Raw genomic sequence first — 17,305 nt, 5'->3', positions numbered from 1 at the left:
TTTTAATGTTTTAAATTATTTCTAAAAACTATACTGAAACTCTAGTCTAAAAGTCCTGCCCATCTCTGGAATATTCAGATAGCGATAGAAGCTCAAGTGGTTATAAGAAGTTGTGTTGAGCAGGTTTTGAGCTTGAAAATTTAATTTAATGAAGGAACTCTTTAGTGGAAGAGTTATTCGGCTTGCCAAATTAAATAGGGATGCGAACTGTGTCTTCAATTCATTTCGAGCAACTCTGTTCTGTGCCCCTTTATATTGATGAGTAAACCCGATATAAAAATCTTCTAAGCCCAATACCTCAGACTTGTGAAAGCCTAGTTCATTACTCAAATCCAGCGGTGGAGTAAAAGGGATTGGGTATTTACTCTTCATATCTTCTGCATGAACATAAGCAAGTTGAGGATGCCAAACCAAAGTCTTGGTCAGATTAACAGTACCCATAAGCTCCAAGCCCCAACGAAAAACTCGAGATTCAGCATACTCAAAATACTGCCCAGCATCGGGTAGCCAAGAGAAGTTTCCCGAAGGATTCAGGTAGATATAGTTGGGAAAATAATTAATGAATGCATTTAGTGTTAGCACTTCGAGCCACTCCTTTTGTTTGTAATCTATATTTAAATCCCATTGATATGATTTCTCGGGTTTAAGATTGGGGTTTCCCAACTCATGCCTAAAAGTACCGTGATGGACTCCATTGACCGACAATTCGTTCACACCTGGCATACGAAAACTCTTGCCAATGTTAGACTTTAGGCTCCAAGAGTGATTTATATCCCAAGCCACACCCCACGAGAAGCTATAATCATGAAACACCTTATCAAGTGCTATTGCACGTTGCTGATATTGCTCATCAAAGCTCATATCTGTATAAGGGGAAACGTTTAGATGTCCTAAATCATATCGAACTCCTAGACTCATCGAGAGATTATCTCTGAAATAGTATTTATCTGCAAGGTAGAATCCAATAGCTGATTGGTTATAGTTCGGTATCAGAAAGGAATACCCCCCTATTCTATTATACTGCAATTCGCTGTTTATCCCGAGGCTTATATGATTCTTTCGGTTTAACTTATAGAGCCATCTTCCATTTAGACTTGTTGTTGCCAACTTCAGACTGAGTTCCTTATTTGTCGTGGGAAGTGGAGCATCGTCGTGGCTATGGGGTTTTGCAAACTCAGCCCTATCATTAAACTGGATTCCTAAATCCCAAAAGACTTGATTCTTGAAATTAAAGGTATAATCTCCATTGTATATGGCTTTGTAATGCCCTACCCGCTGATGGGGTAACTCAATGCTTCGTTTGCTTTTGGGTCTAGCCAAGTCGATACTTGAGGGAATGCCGTGCGCCCCAGCAAAGAACCCGATTTTTGAATTGATGAAGCTCACAAGCAGGCGAGAGTTCAAACGCTTACCTTGCTTAGACCACACCGTATTGACCGATAATTCTCTGCTGGCCGTATTTTTGAGTATTCCCTTATTTAGGTGATATTGACCATTTAAATAGTTAAATTCATCAGTAGGAACCTTATAGTCAGTAGTAGTTTGATACCCCATTTGCAGACTCCAATAGTTTTTGTTTCTCTGATAATCTAATGATATTACTGAGCCCAATAAACCGTTATTAGTACCTCCATATAGATATAAATCGCCATTAACCCCATCTTTAGGCTTGCTACAGACAGATTCGACCTCAAGCACTCCGCCAATGGCATCCGAGCCTATCTGCAAAGACATGGGACCTTGATGGACATAGAACAGGTTTGGTGCATATTGGTTAATCTCCAAGCCATGATCAGCTCCCCATTGCTGCCCCTGATGCTTAATGCCATTCTGCACTACAGCAATCCGATTAAAACCAAGCCCACGAATCATTGGTTTAGAAAGTGTAGCTCCTACTGGCATAGCTTGTACGCCTGCAAGGCTCTCAAGACTCTGCATAAGGCTGCCAGCACGATATTTCTGAAGCCATAGACCGTTAACTTCTTGACTAGGTAAGGCAAGTGGCATTGAGCTTGATGAAGCGTGTTTGACTTCTACTACAACCTCATTAAGGTAGGCCTCAAAGGCCAAGGAGTCGGCTAAATTTTGAGCGTAAAGAGCCTGCATACCCACTATTGTGTATGCTAAACCAAGTAAATATATTTTCATTGATTAGTCTTTGTCGTCTCGGCAATCGGGGCAACAGCCCGTAACCAAATAGTTAATTTCTTCGACTGTATAACCCTCTGGCATATTAGGCTTGCGTACCTCTTTATCCAAACAATTAACCACCCCACACGTTACGCACTGGAAATGCATATGGTTATCGTGATGATGGTGCTCTGTGCAGTGACGACAAATTGCATAGTGCGATTTACCAGCACTATCAATTACCTTATGAACGAGCCCTTCCTCCTCAAATCCTTGAAGGATTCGATAGATGGTAACTCGATCCATTTCACCCCTTAGGCTTTGGGTAATGTCATCGTGAGTCAATGCCGACTCCGAATTCTCCATTACCTTCCAAACCAGTTCTTTGGTTTTCGTATTTCGCTTCTTTGCCATGTGCTTAGTTGTCTGCTTGGTTAATGCAACAAAGATACAATAAGGTGCAATTATTGCAATAGTGTTGCAATAATTGTTTAGTTAAAAAAGAAAAAGTCTAACTTATCCTTGTTCTGGATTAGTTAGACTTTTTTATAAGTCATTTAATTAAGGTGATTCGACTATATTTTCTTAATTAAAGCTATCAGTAAAAAACACTCCAGCAGGAAAAGACAAGTGATCTTTATGTGCGTCTTTAAACTTTAGTTTACCATTATCAAACGAAAATATGGTCACATGATTTAATTTGTATTCCGAATAAGACTTTAAAGAAGTCATGTAAGCATCTCCTGTTTTAGGGTTCACTTGAACATTCTGATAAACTTCATCGTCAGAGTTATGATCATTGAGATTTGCAGCAAGAATGTTCTCCTCTGTCTCGTAGTTAAACATGTAAATCTTTGGATTTGTACCAGAGTAGTAGATATACTCTTTGTAAGCAGATATAGATGGTGTAATAGCAAATTTAGAACTAACACTACCTAATGTAATCTGTTTAGAATCCATAATGCTTAAATCTTCAGCATTAACGCGAGCAATGGTATTACTTCCAACTGACACCCAAAGGTTCCCATCATAAGCAGCGATAACTGACGAAACTTTTTCCTTAAAAGGTATAGTTTGGCTTACTTCATTTTTATCAGCTTCTAAGACCAACAAGTTATTACCAGCGGTAGCAAAAACTTTACCATTGACTACAGTCATTCTCATCTTATTAGACTGGGCCGTTCCTGAAATATATGATAAATCTTTAGAGTCTAGATTGAAGCGATATACTCCGCGATTATCACGAATGAAGATGTTTTGTTCATTTAAAACGACAATGTTTGTAGGCATAGATAATCTTGATAACTCGGATTGAAAACTCACAATTCGCTCTAATGTTTCGGCATTGGCAACTGTTAATAAGCCTTCCATCTGATCATCATTAGAACCATTCTGTGATATAATATAGAACTGTCCATTCGATACGAAAAGGTCTTGAGTAACATCTCCTAAGTATTTCTTATTCACTTCGTAATACGGATCATCTATAAATTCATTATCAGAAGTTATAAAGTGTAGTGACCCATGTTCACCCATTCGACCTTCATCAAGAAGATACACACCATTCGTAAATTTACCTAAAGCTGTGATGTCAACCTCAGTGGCATATTTATCGTTATAATAATCAAGTTCAAAGGTGATTTTGTACTTACCTGTTTGTGTTGGAGTAAACGTAAAGGTCAAATCTTCAGTGTTAACTACAGATTCATCTTGAATAGTTTTATTATTCACCTTCCAAACATATTCATAGTCTTTGGAGTCTATTGTCTCATCAATTATAGCTTTTAGTACAACTGATTCACCTATGGCCACACTTTCTTTTTCTGAAAGGTTCTCAATAGTAAAATTGGGTTCAACAGGATTTTCAACCTTGTCGTTATCGTTACATGACAAGAGGCCAAATATCGCGACTAGCGATAGTAATATATATTTATTCATTAGTTGTTTAGTTTTGATTTTATTACTTCATTTCTTAAGTGCAAGTCATATGCACCAGCTACTTCTGTAGAGATTTCACCTAGCCAGCCGATTTCTTGATTAACTCCTGTATAAACCTTCACAAAGTCAATACCTGGTAAGTTTGCAGGATTGCCATCTTTGTCAATTGCCCAATCAATATCTATTGCTGATCTTGGATCGTTATTTGGATAGTTGTCAGCATATCCGTATTCATAAGGGTATGAAACCCAGTAATTACCCGTACCACTTTCATCTTTGCTATTATTAGGCAGTAACGTCCCTGTAAATGTTATTTTATCTTCATTTACCCACTGAGGATAATAACTTTGAGTATGGAATCTGTTCTTAGTCTTCCAGCCTTCATCCCCTAAGCTATCTTCCCATCTTATATACTCTGCATCGGTTACGTAATCGCTTTCAGAAATGGGTTTGAGTGCTTTATTGGGATCTGGTTTGAAGTAAGTGATGGTGTAATTCTTTGTAGACTTGTCATACTCACCACCTTTAATCTCGTACCACTCATCATCGGGTAATCCGTTTTTGTTGGTATCGTACGAGACAAGTATTATTCCTGGCTCAGCACTGCCGCCATCTTTACTTCCATCAGGATTGGGATTTCCAGCAGCTTTAAAAGCATTGCCAAGTACCCTAAAGTCACGTAAGCCTGACTTATTCTCAATGGTATGATCAAAGCCAAACACCACAGATCCACCAAAGCCACCCAAACTAACCATTGATGATTTAGGTCCTACTAAGGCTTTATTTGCTTTAGCAAGCATATCGGCATAGGTATCACCTTCGACATACATAGGCAAACCATTAGTAAACTGACCAACAGCAGGTTTAAATTCATAAACCTTGTTGATGTAGGGGCAACTAGCTTTTTCGTCGCTACTGCTGCTACAACTTGAAGCACCTACAAATAGGCTGCTTGCAAGTAAAAATTGAAACATACGTTTCGTGTTCATAGTCTTTTTCATTGTGTATAATATAGAATGTTTATTTTACTCTAAAAAGGTAAAGTGTGCCGGAATATTTCCTGCCTTAGTCTTCCACTTTAAATAGCCATCGGGGGAATAACAGTAGACATAGCCCGTAACAACATAGTTTTGAGCATCAGTCACAAAAATCTCCTTTGTCTCCGGATTGATGGCTAATCCGTAGGGAATCATTATATCTTTCTCGGTTCCATCTTTGATAATCTGGTCTGTGATTACCTCTTGCGTTCGGGTGTCAATGATGCCAAAGTTTATGGCGTTCCCCCCTGCAGCCCAGCTCCACTCCACACGGTAGTAGTACAAAGAATCTCCACTCATACAAAACTCACTAGCCCCTGTATTCATGTTCTTAACTACTTCGTCAGTTCTGGAGTCTATGATATAGACATTTGAGGGTATCTTGTTATAATCTCCACGAGAGGAAACATAGATGAATCCGTATTTATCAATCGCCATTCGGTGTAGATTAATCGCTACGTCAATGGTCTTGATCACTTCAAAGGTTTCGAGATCGATAACTGATACTGTTCGGTCATAATTTGGTACACGATAACCTCCAGAGTTCGCTACATAGAGTTTATCATTGGCAATAACCATCTCTTCGGGCTGATAACCAACGGTTACCTTGCGTTTAAGTTCTAAGGTCACGGTATCTATTTCGGCAACAAACCCAATTTCGGCATTGGGATCAATAGAAACTTTACCTGCATACGAACTTATATAAGCTTTATCTTTGTGGAAAGCCATATAACGGCAATTCGGTACATCGATAACTTTTATTCGTTTCGCTGTCCATTTGTCCATCACTTCAATCTTGTTAGACACATTGATAACGGCATAAAGCTTATCACCATATATCTTAATGTCATTCCCTACGTCACCCAACTCTTTTACCACATTGGGGTTGGCCTCAGAATAGATATCTGTCTTGTATTGAGCAGCACGGAAGTCATAAAAGTCAATGCTCGCTCTATTCATCCCCATATTACCTTCGTTGAGCATATAGAAGCCGAGAACCTTTGCATCTGGATTGGGTTCACCTCGTGAAGCTACCTCAGTACCAAAAATATATTCATCTTCTCTACAAGAGTGCAGCAGAGTTATTGAAAAGACTGTGGTTAGGATTAATCCTATCTTAAATATCTTCTTCATAATTCTATTCCGATATTAAATTTAAACGTACGACCAGGCATAGGATAATTATAGATTACCTCATAGTGTTGATTTAGGAGGTTATTGACCTCCACAGCAGCGGTTAATTTGAAATGCTTGAATGGGATTTTTTTCTGAAGTGAGATATCATGTGTATACCAAGGTTGAACCTTATTCTTCGGAATATTATTGAACGCACCATTATAACGCTTACCTACATAGATGAAGCTATAATTTACATGCCATCCATCGTAATTGGCAGTAACGATGCTTGAACCACTATGCCAAGGTGTATAGGGTATTTGATCTCCATAAGAAGATAGAGGTTTACCTGCTATCTTAGTATAGTCACGTTGTGTAGTATACGCATACGAAGCATGAGCATTTAAATTAACTGGTCCAAAATGGAAATCCAAGTCTGCCGAAGCTTCAACTCCCTTCCCCTTAACTTTACCGATATTACTCATCATCCAACGAAATAGATTTCCTGTCGGTGCTGCAATAATTTTATCTGTTGTTTCGGTGTAGTAAGCGTCAGATTGTATCGTGAACTGATCGAAAATAGTATGCTCAAATGGCATAGAGTAGGTAAAGCCAACATTAAACTGATTCATGTATTCGGGCTTTAAATTAGAATAACCTACTTGAGCATAATACAGATCATTGAACGTCGGCATTCTGAACACACGCTTAGCAAAAGCTCTCAAATTGAAATCGACATCTTCGAAAGGCTTATACCCTAAGAATATCGCTGGAGATAATTCTTTTTTATCGGGTGCTTTGGTGTTATTTTTAACCTTCTCATGTACAAATGCTCCGTTTACGCTAACCATCGCTTTGAACTTATTCAGGTTAAAAGAGGTAGCTACTGCACCTAAAACTGTGTACCTGACAGGATAAGAGAAAGGTGTATTGATACCTTTTCGATTAGCATTCAGCTTATTCCACTGAAAGTCGACCGAAGCTGAAACATCCCACCAATCTGTGATATTATACATATTAATCATAGAGGTATATACCTCTTGCTGATAGTATGAGTCATCAAACTGCGCCCCTTGTGTCGTTTCCTCACCCATAAAGTCGGTCACATCACGAGCGATATAATGCATCTTATCGAAGGCATATTTCCCTTTGAACTGAAAATGATAACGATCCGTAAAGTCTTTTGTATAATTCCCTTGAGCAAAGATGTTATAGTCTTTTTGACGGAATCCATCTTCAAACTTATTAGCTACAATAGCACCAGGAGCTCCACGGTTTGAGCTATAGAAGTAAGCTTTTGCATCCCATCCACCATCTTCTAACCGACCAAACAAAGCTGTTTCAAAGCGATAAGACTCTATATCACTATTCTTTCGAATGGCTGTTGTGTCGTAGGCCAATGTGTTATCGAGGTTGCGTCGTTTATATCTAAATTTATAACGTCCATTCGACTTTATCATCTCTCCACTAGCACTCATTGTAACCTTAGGGCTAAGTCGTTGCTCAAAACGAAATGAAGGGTTATTAAAATTGATTGACATTGTCTTATATCGAACAATTAGATTGGTGTTTTTTCCATCCAAAAGCTGAGGGCGCTTAGTTCGAAGGTAAACGGTAGAAGCAGATGAAAAGTCTTTAGCAGATTGGAAGATATCACTTTTTTGACCATTATAGAGAGATAGTTCCTCCATATCGTCTAATGAGAATCTTCCCAAATCTATCGTTCCATTTTGCGCGTTATTAAGTTCAATCCCATCATAAAAGACACCCACATGGTGTGTTCCCATGTTTCGGACATCAATGGTTTTGAGTCCGCCTAGCCCACCATAGTCTTTAACTTGTATTCCTGAGAAATATCGTAAAGCATCGGCGACGCTATGAACACTAAGTGTTTGCAAAATATCACCTGACAGTGTTTGAACAGGGATTACTGCCTCAAACGGTTTGGCCGTAACCACAACTTCTTGCAGGTATTGAAGACTATCCAATTTGCTTTGGGCTTGAGAGATTAATGGCAGTAAACCAAAGCACCCACAGAGAATAATTTTTTTTAAAGGTTGCATTGCATCTAATTAATTGAAAACTAGCAGCTATACAAGGATAGGTTGCCGATTAAAATATCAGCAATAACAAGAAATTTAAATTCAAATGATTGAACTCAATATTGTTAAAAACTCTAGTCCCAGAAAGCTTTCATAACTTAACCTGTTGTGGCAGGTCTTCTGACTTACTCTCTCTTTGATGCCTTCCCATCATCATCTGACAGTGGCTATAGCAGTCTTCAAAGAGTACATTTATAAGAGTTTACAGCAGCGGGTCTGTTCAGGATTTTCACCTGATTCCCTTTTCAATAGAGTCATACAGATTTGAGTATGCTCCATCACCAACAACACTACAAATTTATGAAAACTTCAGTCGGCAAACAACTATATCAAATATATATTGAACATATAAGTAGGAAGAGGATTAAGCATTTAAAAGACTTCAGATATTACAAAGAGAATAACTAAATGAGATATAAGGCTTTATTACAAATTATTATATATTTTTCTTTTCATATATATTTATGCCTTAACTTTGCCTATTTATTTTACTAATTCACAAACACACAAATTAGCATGATAGACCAATCTATCCAAGATCAACTTATTGAGTTTCTCCGATATATCAATAATACCTATCTAGGACCTATTCTTATTGTAGCTCTATTTGGTACGGGGATTTATTTTACCATTCGCCTTCGTTTTGTCCAAAAGAGCCTAGATCAAGCGATAAAGAAGACTTTTGCTGGTGCTTTTGTTAAGAAGAAGGCAACTCAGGCTGAAGGAATGAGCTCTTTTCAGGCACTAGCAACTGCTGTGGCTGCTCAACTTGGTACAGGTAATATAATAGGTGTTGCTACAGCTATTGTTTCGGGAGGACCTGGGGCTGTTTTTTGGTTATGGATTAGTACTTTCTTGGGCATGGCGACCAACTTCTCTGAAGCCGTTCTGGCTCAACTATATCGAACAAAAGAGCAGGGACACGTTATTGGTGGACCAGCCTACTATATCCAAAATGGGCTTGGTAGTAAGTTTCTTGCTGTATTCTTTGCCATAAGCATTGTAGTAGTGCTTGGTCTGATGGGTATTGCTGTTCAATCGAATTCAATATCGATTGCTATATCTAATATAGTTCCCATAGAACCAATTTATATCGGCATAGCAGTAGCTGTTCTGATTGGCTTTATATTAATAGGTGGGATTACTCGTATCGCTTCGTTTGCCGAAAAGGTAGTACCTATTATGGCTTTTCTATATTTCACAGGTGGGATGCTTGTTATACTCTTCAATTACAAAGAGATTTTACCAGCTTTTGAATCAATATTTGTTGGTGCCTTTTCTCCCCAAAGTATCGGAGGTGGTGCGCTAGGGCTGACCGTAATGAAAGCTGTACGATATGGTGTATCTCGTGGACTGTTCTCCAATGAAGCAGGAATGGGAACTACACCTCACGCTCATGCTGTAGCACAAGTAAAAGAACCTTATGAGCAAGGTATGACAGCTCTTGTTGGTGTTGCTACAAACTTTGTGGTTTGTACACTCTCAGCGCTAATTATTTTGGTATCAAAGACCAACCTTACGCATAGTGCAGCCGATGCAGCTCAAGCCTCTTTTGGATTAGTCTTCGGCCACGCTGGCTTTATCTTTGTAGGAGTCACCCTTTTCTTCTTTTCTTTGACAACTATAGTCGGTTGGTATTTCTTCGCTGCTCAAAACTTGCGTTACCTTATGGGTGAAAAAGGGATACCCTACTACCGTATTCTTGTAATGGTAATTGTGGTTTTAGGTTCTATATTGCAGGTTGACCTTGTTTGGGAGCTAACAGATACGCTAAATGTATTCTTAGTAGTCCCTAACGTAATCGCCTTACTTGTCTTATCTCCTGAGGTTATTAAACAAGCTAAGCTTATGAAGAGTAGACTAAAGAAATAGTGTATAGAGCCTTAAAACAATTCTAATTGTTGGCCTTCGGGTTGAGAAGCTGTTTCTTTTTTACCGATAAATAGTTCCATATTACCAAACTGTTTATCGGTTATACTCAGTATACCTATATATCCTTTCTTGGGTAATAGTTTTTTGACTCGCTTGACATGCACATCTGCATTTTCTCGACTAGCACAATGCCTAAGGTATATTGAGAACTGGAACATAGTAAAACCATCTGCCATCAATCGCTTGCGAAATAATGCATATTCACGCCGTTCTTGTTTAGTCTCTGTCGGTAGATCAAAGAATACTAATATCCACATAGCTCTATATTCACTAATACGTTGCATACTATTCCATTAAAGGATAATCAATCTTGCGGGGTTTACCTATAAAACACTGATAAAGTGATGCTGTTGTTTGGCTTGCAGCAATCATTAACGGGCTACGCCGCTTACCTATCTTTACATCCATGGTCGGGATTAATAATAACTCTCCTTTTATCTCTTTGGTTATCTCATCAATATGTCCATATTTGCTTAATAGCTGGAGTACTTTCTTGTCAACATAGGGCCTATACGGCTCCATTATATCGTCTGCCAAGCAATATGCATTGTATTTATTGTGGTGATTAATACCCAACGTTGGTATTAGCCCACTCAGTACAATAGCTCTAGCTATGACCGCTCTAAGAATAGCGTAACCATAATTGAGCAAATTATTGGGTGGAAGACCATCTCTATCGCGTATAAAGTCGGGATACTGATGGAAAACATTTTTCCAATAGAATGCTGCAGCCCGAGCTTCGAGGTTCGTAACGTCACCACTACGTACCTCGCTAGCCCAAACCAGCATATTCTCAGCTTTTTCAGATGTGAATTTCTGAAGAATAAAAGCCTGATTCCTTATTTTATATTGAACTGTCTGTTGCCATAATTGCTTCTGAACTGGACGTGCAACAGCTAATTGATCTCGAAAACGCTCATTCTGTGTCGTGTTTCCATAGAGCGGCAAGCACAGCCCGAATGGGAGTCTCTTGTTATCGCAGGTAATAATGGCACAGGTGTTTTGCAAAAGTTTTTGTATCGCCCCGTGTGTGATTGTAATTTGAGGATGATCTAGCATGATCAAACCTATATCTTCAATCGGACGAGTTATCACACCCTTTGCTTGTAGCGAGGGGTGTGTATTAGCCTTTGTTATCTCTGGCATTTCAATTACCAACTGTTCGTTGGTACAACTCAAATACGTTGGATTACCAAAGTAGAGCGTTTTCTTAATCATAGTTCTATCTTATTACATCAGTGATCTCTCCTATCCTATTTACTACTAGTTTCCAGCAGACTTGCTTAATCATATTCCCCTCAATATCTCGCTCCATTTTATTTAACGCTGAGAATTCTTTTTTATCCCAAATAGATTGAGCCATATTATTTTGACTAAAGAAGCACTGGAAGCCAGTACTGCTAACCATTTTATATAGTCTATTATTATTGATTTCATTAATACAGAACTCTTCATTAAGTTCTATTGATGAAGGGATATAAACCAAGTCGTTAGGAGATAAGTAAAAGAGCAAATTCGATTTACCAAAAACATCCGGTACTGGGCTCAGCCCAGACTTTATTCTATTAAGAACCACATTAAATGGAATACTATCAAAACTCCTCTTACCATTTTCATCAACGTAAACCCCGAAATACAGGTTTGTTCCTTTTGCGGCTACCGCAAACTTACTCGGATTATTATTTGTTGTACCAAGTGCAAACTTAGAACCCAAATCCTCAAATAGTCTCACCTTATATATAGGATGATGAGGTACACCACCGTTGAGGGTTTTAATATTCTTATTCATAGCGACTAAGCCCTCAACACTAAATGCTTCTTTGAGATCTCCAGCATAATTATCAAGATGATTATATAATATCTTACGAATACTCTCATCTGTAACTTTCTCTATTTGTTTTAGAGTCAGCGAGTCATTGAGTGGTTTACGTGTTGCTGCACAATCGTGATCGTAATGATATACTTCGACACGCTTAATATCAAGACCTTCGTACTTATAGTCTCGGTCCTTGAAATATTTATTGAGGGTTTTTGAGTCAACCTTCCCTCCATATTCAGCGATCACTTCACGTACTTTAGCCTTGAGATGTTTATCAACTATTGACTTGTAGTTTTCGAGAGCCTTACTAAGTGTAACTTGTTTTATGCTACGAATGCTTACACGGCCAAATATAGTTTCCTGATGCAGAGGTTTACGAACGGCATAATGATCGTTACTTTCTTGTTTTTTTAATTGTCGTTTGCCCTGGTTATCTATATATTCAGTATGATTAACTGTCGCTGTTAGCACACGTAAGTTTTTCTTGTGACTGACAATTATTCGCTCTAAAGCCTTTTTAGCATCAACAGTAAAGTTTGGCCAAGGTTTGATGAAAGTATCACGCTCGCTACTGTTCTCATCAATCAGCTTCTTCTTTAAGTCATAGCGCACTTTTTTATAGTCCTCACCCCTCCAAGCAGACATATTGTTGATGTAATTGGTGTGATTACGTGTAGCGCAAGCTATAACCAAAGCATCCATAGCATGGTGTCGGTGATCAATTCGCTTTTTGGACACATTACGCTGTAACTCTAATGGAATTCTGACTTGAAACTTATTTGAAGTTACCCATTTCCCGAACTCTTGGGTATCATACATCGTATTCAAGCGTTCAAAGCGAGGCTGAATTAGTCCGTCCCAGATATCTTTTAATCCCCAACTACGTTTTAAAACATCCGTAATCTTACCAGAACAAGTAATAATATTTTTTGAGACAGACTCCTTCTCATCATCTTCACGAACTATAGCCGAGAGTATGCTCATCGCATATCTGCTGATGTAGCGAGTGTCGTTCAATTGTCGCTCACTAAAGTCTTTATTTAGGTCATCTATATCTTCGAGCAAAAGCTTACTTGCTTTGGTTGGGTTTGTAGAGCTGTAGAGTCTATCAACCAGTGCTACATATTTTGGCACAGATAAAATTCTGACCTGAGTTCCTCCAATTAAAACGGCCTCACCACCTTTTGATTTAATAAACTCATGTCCTAGCATAGAGCTTTTAAGCTTATTCACTTCGGACTCACATACAACCTTATTGGTAAATGAATCGTCAAAATAGCGCCCTTGAGGTATAACATGTTCTATTTCGCAGCTTGAAGTAAATAGTTTAGTAAGTGGAATAGCTTCTCCTGTGTATGGCGAAATATGATTTTGCTCCAACCACAACTTATACTTCATTTTTTGAGATGGAGAATAGGGATTACTTATCAAACCCTCCCTATGGAATTCAAGCATCTTCTCTTGGATCTCCATCCACTCATTCTCATTATCTACATTCCGTTTAGTATCAGCCTCTCTCTTTTTTGCTGGGTTTTTAAGATCTCTTCCTAATTCTAAATGTATTTCCGAAAGGTCCCCATACTTTTCCCAAAGATCTTTTACTAGTCTTAGTGTTTCTAAAATTATTTGTTCAACAATGGGGTTGCGAAGTGAATATTGTTTAAACTCATGTGTTAAGTAGTACTCTAAATCTTCTGGGGTATTCCATTTTTTTATTTCGCCAGCTTCAGAGTGTCTGTTATATATCACATAACCAGCAAGCCATAATGGAAGACCTTTATAGGCAGCTATCTCGCGTAGCGATTCCAGTTTTTCTCGTGCACGCATATCAATCGACTCATTTACTTCTCCATCAATAATTTGCTGGATTCGTTTTTGTGTTCGAGAGTCAATAGCATCCGCAGACCAGTAAGAACCTTTTCGGATTATAGGTAATATTTTTTTGATTGCTTTCTCTGAGTATGAACCATAGTCTTTTTCAAAAGATGGTAGTTTAGAGAATATATCAACGAAGTCACTCGATAAACTCTCTTTGTCGGCAAGTTTTGCTAAGGCCCCTCGTAACTCTTTAGGATCTTCTACCGAATAGAGCAAGTGCCAAAGTCTGTACTCTTTTTCTTTCGAGTCGAGCCAAGACAAACTATCACATTTTTCTAAGCCACTAATAAGTAATGCACGTGTCTCATTGCATGGATAAGTTCTGTCTTTGACGTAATTCCAACTAACAGAAAACTCTTTCGAAATCTTATCTTTCTTTAGATTGAAGAAGTTGCGAAGTAGCTGATCTTCTTTAACTTCTTTACGCTCATTCAGCCAATCGAATAGCTTAACATAGCTAACCTCATCGGGCAAGTAATCAGAGGTGACATCTACATTGTATTGGATGCTATCATCCATCTCTTTTTGATGCTGAATAATACGCAAGTTTTCTATAAACTGCCAAAGTCTAAACTCTTGAAAATAAGGATTTGATTTTGCTATACATTTGATAGGGACATATACTCGCTCACCATCTTTTTTGTAAGATCTTCTTTCGTATGGACAGTTTGCAATCAGTGATTTCTTTGTTTTGAGTGGTCTTTGATAGAATATAATATCATTTACAAAAAGATATTTAAAATCCTTAGTCAGTAAATTGGCTCTATGGTTATGATTGCTGGGATAGAGCTCATTTGCACAAGCATCGAATAACTCTTTACTCTTTAATTCAGGGATAAACTCAAGTTGCTTATCTAAAATAAGCTCCAGTTCATTGCGGTAAAATTTTCTCTCAATGGTTCTAACAAGTTCTCCTCTTACTTTTTGTGAGGGTTGCTTCAGAAGTGTGTCATAAATATAGGCACCAACAGTCTTTCCACTTTTTTGTAGATCACTTTCTGTCTTTTTCTTTAATAATGTCCAATCATCCTCACCTGGAGCTCTAAAATTACGACGAACATTACCTTCACGATCTAAGGCCTCAGAACCATCATCCGCAAGATGGATAGTAACTATAAAGTCTTTTATCATGCCAACCCAACTATCTAAGGGCTTATTGCTTTGACATCTATATATCCAGCCATTCTCTAGGTAAGCATTATACCAAGGCTTAGACAATGAACCTGATTCTGGATCAACTTCAACTCTTACAACACGCAAAGCATGATACTCTTCACGTTTTTTAGGGTCTACTTCTTGCTCCTCACCTCGAAGCTGATAGTAACCACGTTTTTGATTAAAGTTAAGGATTATCCATGCCAGTTCTGCTGGTCTGAGAGCTTGCTTTAATCCTTTCTTACGTAGATAATAGAGTGTCCAGTCCATAGGTGCTGGAGTATCACTAGTCTCAAATAATTCAGGCTGCTCTTGCTTTAATTCTTTCAGCATTTCGAGATAACTATCCATAAACAAAAACTGATTACCGCTATCTGTTGGTACCCAAGAAAGTTTTATTTCAATTCCTGGTAAAAACTTTCCATACGTTCGATTATCAGACCTATCCCACCCTATAACCTGATCATAGTGTTTGGGTAAAAAACCAAGTATGTGTAATACTCGATGTAAGCGTTCTCTACGCAATAAGGAACGCTCACGTATGCGACGAACACCACGATATCCAGTTCTTTCTGCGGTGCTAGATACAGTTTGTCCTTTACCAAATTTATCCATAACATCTTGTGACATAGGGATTATACGGCTACCTAAATTCACAATACTTTGTGGTCCATCACTATCTTTATTGATGATAGCCCAACCAACGCTATTCGTACCTATATCTAATCCTAGTATTTTTTTCATCTCTAGTTAAAACTATTATATGTTAATTTTAAGATAATATTATCAATAATGTTTTAAAGTTATAAAATAAATTCTTATCTTGCCAATGTTTTGAAGCAATTCACAATAAGGATTATTCCGTTGTGTAAACATTTAAGGTGGGGCAACTCACCTTTTTTTATGTTTTAAAATTCGGTATCTTAAAATGAGTTAGTCACAACACCAAAACGAATAAGTCGTCCGGCATAAAGGAGTTACTCGCAAAGGGTTGATTGGTAGCGGCCAGGAAATTATATTGAAGTGCTGCAATTAATTTCTTTAGCGTACCTATGAGTGATTAAAATCAGTACTATTCAACTCAACACATATTGCATTATAAATAATATTTTTAAATCCTAACATCTTAATTAATGAAAAGAATAACTCTTGTAATAATCATTTTGATTACTTCACTAGCTGCATCGGCACAAAACTCATGGGGAGCGTATATGAATAGTGAGGACACGTTAGCCAAAATGGTTTTCAAAAACAAGTCTGATTATACTATGACTCTAAAGATTATTTATCAAATGGGTGGCTTATACAGAACTTTCACTTTACGTCCACAATCAGAAATGACTTTAAGCTTTAGTCAATCAGATACTTTTAAGCTTAAAATTAAAGCTGTGCACAATGATAGACCCTCTTATCATGATGGAGGGTAATTTTCTGTAACTCGAACACGATCAGAATGGTCTGAAGGAGAAATATCATTTAGACTATCTACATACGGTTCAGGACTTGGCCCGTCAATCTCGCAAGAAGAGTTTAATAGCAACCAATAACTTTAAGAAAATATTAAACTTATCTATCTGTGAAATAAGATAGATAAAAACAGGATGCTAAAGGCAAACTACAAGTATCCCAAAAGATAAAAGGAGATTGGATAGTACCAATCTCCTTTATATATTCTTTAGCACCCGAATTAAAGACTTAGTGCTAAATTACCCCGTTTTTTGCCCCACCTATTTACAATGAGTTTGATATTGTGATAGTTACATGCTTAAACCTATCCTTATTGTGAATGTATGCAGTGCCTCGTTGTGAATTGCTTTCAAAATGAGGTATCTTTGATATCAGTAACAACAAAAAAGGGAGTAGGGTTTGATGCCCACTCGTTGTGAATTGCTTTCAAAATGAGGTATCTTTGATATCAGTAACAACAGCATATCAATGAACTCACTGTACACACCAGTTGTGAATTGCTTTCAAAATGAGGTATCTTTGATATCAGTAACAACCAGCGGTTTAGGTAGAACGGAAGAGTATGAGTTGTGAATTGCTTTCAAAATGAGGTATCTTTGATATCAGTAACAACTATCAAGCTTGCAAGACCAAGCAGGCAAAGGTTGTGAATTGCTTTCAAAATGAGGTATCTTTGATATCAGTAACAACTCTATTTTTGTTAAAAGTGAACTTTGCGAAGTTGTGAATTG

11 protein-coding genes, 1 CRISPR repeat array and 1 riboswitch are annotated in these 17,305 nt (G+C 37.9%); of the genes, 2 read left to right on the top strand and 9 right to left on the bottom strand.

Annotation, left to right across the window (positions count from 1 at the left end):
• Window positions 1-21: 21 nt before the first annotated feature.
• The 6 genes from B091_RS0108675 to B091_RS0108650 form a co-directional block, all read right to left on the bottom strand.
• Window positions 22-2,148 (bottom strand): TonB-dependent receptor plug domain-containing protein, encoded by a 2,127-nt coding sequence (locus tag B091_RS0108675; RefSeq protein ID WP_025069563.1) that lies wholly within the window; start codon window positions 2,146-2,148, stop codon window positions 22-24.
• Between the two features lie 3 nt (window positions 2,149-2,151).
• A complete protein-coding gene (locus tag B091_RS0108670; protein ID WP_018109612.1) occupies window positions 2,152-2,544 on the bottom strand; it encodes a Fur family transcriptional regulator in 393 nt (130 codons plus the stop codon).
• A 171-nt stretch (window positions 2,545-2,715) separates the two neighbouring features.
• Window positions 2,716-4,068, bottom strand: a complete 1,353-nt coding sequence (locus tag B091_RS0108665) for a DUF5074 domain-containing protein (RefSeq protein ID WP_018109611.1) — start codon at window positions 4,066-4,068, stop codon at window positions 2,716-2,718.
• A complete protein-coding gene (locus tag B091_RS0108660) occupies window positions 4,068-5,069 on the bottom strand; it encodes a hypothetical protein (protein ID WP_018109610.1) in 1,002 nt (333 codons plus the stop codon). Before B091_RS0108660 ends, B091_RS0108665 begins: the two co-directional genes overlap by 1 nt.
• 24 nt (window positions 5,070-5,093) lie before the next feature.
• The gene (locus B091_RS0108655; RefSeq protein ID WP_018109609.1) at window positions 5,094-6,239 is read right to left on the bottom strand and encodes a YncE family protein; all 1,146 of its coding nucleotides are present in this window, start codon (window positions 6,237-6,239) and stop codon (window positions 5,094-5,096) included.
• On the bottom strand, window positions 6,236-8,284 hold the full coding sequence (locus B091_RS0108650) for a TonB-dependent receptor (RefSeq protein ID WP_018109608.1): 2,049 nt from the start codon (window positions 8,282-8,284) through the stop codon (window positions 6,236-6,238). Before B091_RS0108650 ends, B091_RS0108655 begins: the two co-directional genes overlap by 4 nt.
• A gap of 132 nt (window positions 8,285-8,416) precedes the next feature.
• A riboswitch (cobalamin riboswitch) is annotated at window positions 8,417-8,624 on the bottom strand.
• A 215-nt stretch (window positions 8,625-8,839) separates the two neighbouring features.
• On the opposite strand from B091_RS0108650, the gene B091_RS0108645 reads away from it, so the two are divergent.
• Entirely contained in the window at window positions 8,840-10,195 is a 1,356-nt protein-coding gene (locus B091_RS0108645; RefSeq protein WP_018109607.1) for an alanine/glycine:cation symporter family protein, read from the top strand.
• Window positions 10,196-10,206: 11 nt separating this feature from the next.
• On the opposite strand, the gene cas2 is transcribed toward B091_RS0108645, so the two are convergent.
• From cas2 to cas9, 3 genes are read right to left on the bottom strand one after another with little or no spacing between them, the layout of a single operon-like run.
• Window positions 10,207-10,539: a CRISPR-associated endonuclease Cas2 gene (gene cas2 / locus B091_RS0108640; RefSeq protein ID WP_018109606.1), complete on the bottom strand. Its 333-nt coding sequence runs from the start codon at window positions 10,537-10,539 to the stop codon at window positions 10,207-10,209.
• A 1-nt stretch (window position 10,540) separates the two neighbouring features.
• Window positions 10,541-11,473 carry a type II CRISPR-associated endonuclease Cas1 gene (cas1, locus tag B091_RS0108635; protein WP_025069561.1) on the bottom strand — a complete coding sequence of 311 codons (933 nt, stop codon included), beginning with the start codon at window positions 11,471-11,473 and terminating at the stop codon, window positions 10,541-10,543.
• A 4-nt stretch (window positions 11,474-11,477) separates the two neighbouring features.
• Window positions 11,478-15,851: a type II CRISPR RNA-guided endonuclease Cas9 gene (gene cas9 / locus B091_RS0108630; protein WP_018109604.1), complete on the bottom strand. Its 4,374-nt coding sequence runs from the start codon at window positions 15,849-15,851 to the stop codon at window positions 11,478-11,480.
• A 389-nt stretch (window positions 15,852-16,240) separates the two neighbouring features.
• On the opposite strand from cas9, the gene B091_RS0108625 reads away from it, so the two are divergent.
• Window positions 16,241-16,534 (top strand): hypothetical protein, encoded by a 294-nt coding sequence (locus B091_RS0108625; RefSeq protein WP_018109603.1) that lies wholly within the window; start codon window positions 16,241-16,243, stop codon window positions 16,532-16,534.
• Between the two features lie 375 nt (window positions 16,535-16,909).
• Window positions 16,910-17,264: direct repeats of the CRISPR family, unit length 47 nt; unit sequence GTTGTGAATTGCTTTCAAAATGAGGTATCTTTGATATCAGTAACAAC.
• Between the last annotated feature and the right edge of the window lie 41 nt (window positions 17,265-17,305).

The organism is Bacteroides propionicifaciens DSM 19291 = JCM 14649 (assembly GCF_000375405.1).
GTDB classification, from domain to species: Bacteria; Bacteroidota; Bacteroidia; order Bacteroidales; family Bacteroidaceae; genus Bacteroides_E; species Bacteroides_E propionicifaciens.
This window is presented reverse-complemented; position numbering and strand designations above follow the sequence as displayed.

Coding starts and splice junctions, on each gene's coding strand:
- B091_RS0108675 (WP_025069563.1), bottom strand. CDS start 2,148: ATGAAAATATATTTACTTGGTTTAGCATACACAATAGTGGGTATGCAG.
- B091_RS0108670 (WP_018109612.1), bottom strand. CDS start 2,544: ATGGCAAAGAAGCGAAATACGAAAACCAAAGAACTGGTTTGGAAGGTA.
- B091_RS0108665 (WP_018109611.1), bottom strand. CDS start 4,068: ATGAATAAATATATATTACTATCGCTAGTCGCGATATTTGGCCTCTTG.
- B091_RS0108660 (WP_018109610.1), bottom strand. CDS start 5,069: ATGAAAAAGACTATGAACACGAAACGTATGTTTCAATTTTTACTTGCA.
- B091_RS0108655 (WP_018109609.1), bottom strand. CDS start 6,239: ATGAAGAAGATATTTAAGATAGGATTAATCCTAACCACAGTCTTTTCA.
- B091_RS0108650 (WP_018109608.1), bottom strand. CDS start 8,284: ATGCAACCTTTAAAAAAAATTATTCTCTGTGGGTGCTTTGGTTTACTG.
- B091_RS0108645 (WP_018109607.1), top strand. CDS start 8,840: ATGATAGACCAATCTATCCAAGATCAACTTATTGAGTTTCTCCGATAT.
- cas2 (WP_018109606.1), bottom strand. CDS start 10,539: ATGCAACGTATTAGTGAATATAGAGCTATGTGGATATTAGTATTCTTT.
- cas1 (WP_025069561.1), bottom strand. CDS start 11,473: ATGATTAAGAAAACGCTCTACTTTGGTAATCCAACGTATTTGAGTTGT.
- cas9 (WP_018109604.1), bottom strand. CDS start 15,851: ATGAAAAAAATACTAGGATTAGATATAGGTACGAATAGCGTTGGTTGG.
- B091_RS0108625 (WP_018109603.1), top strand. CDS start 16,241: ATGAAAAGAATAACTCTTGTAATAATCATTTTGATTACTTCACTAGCT.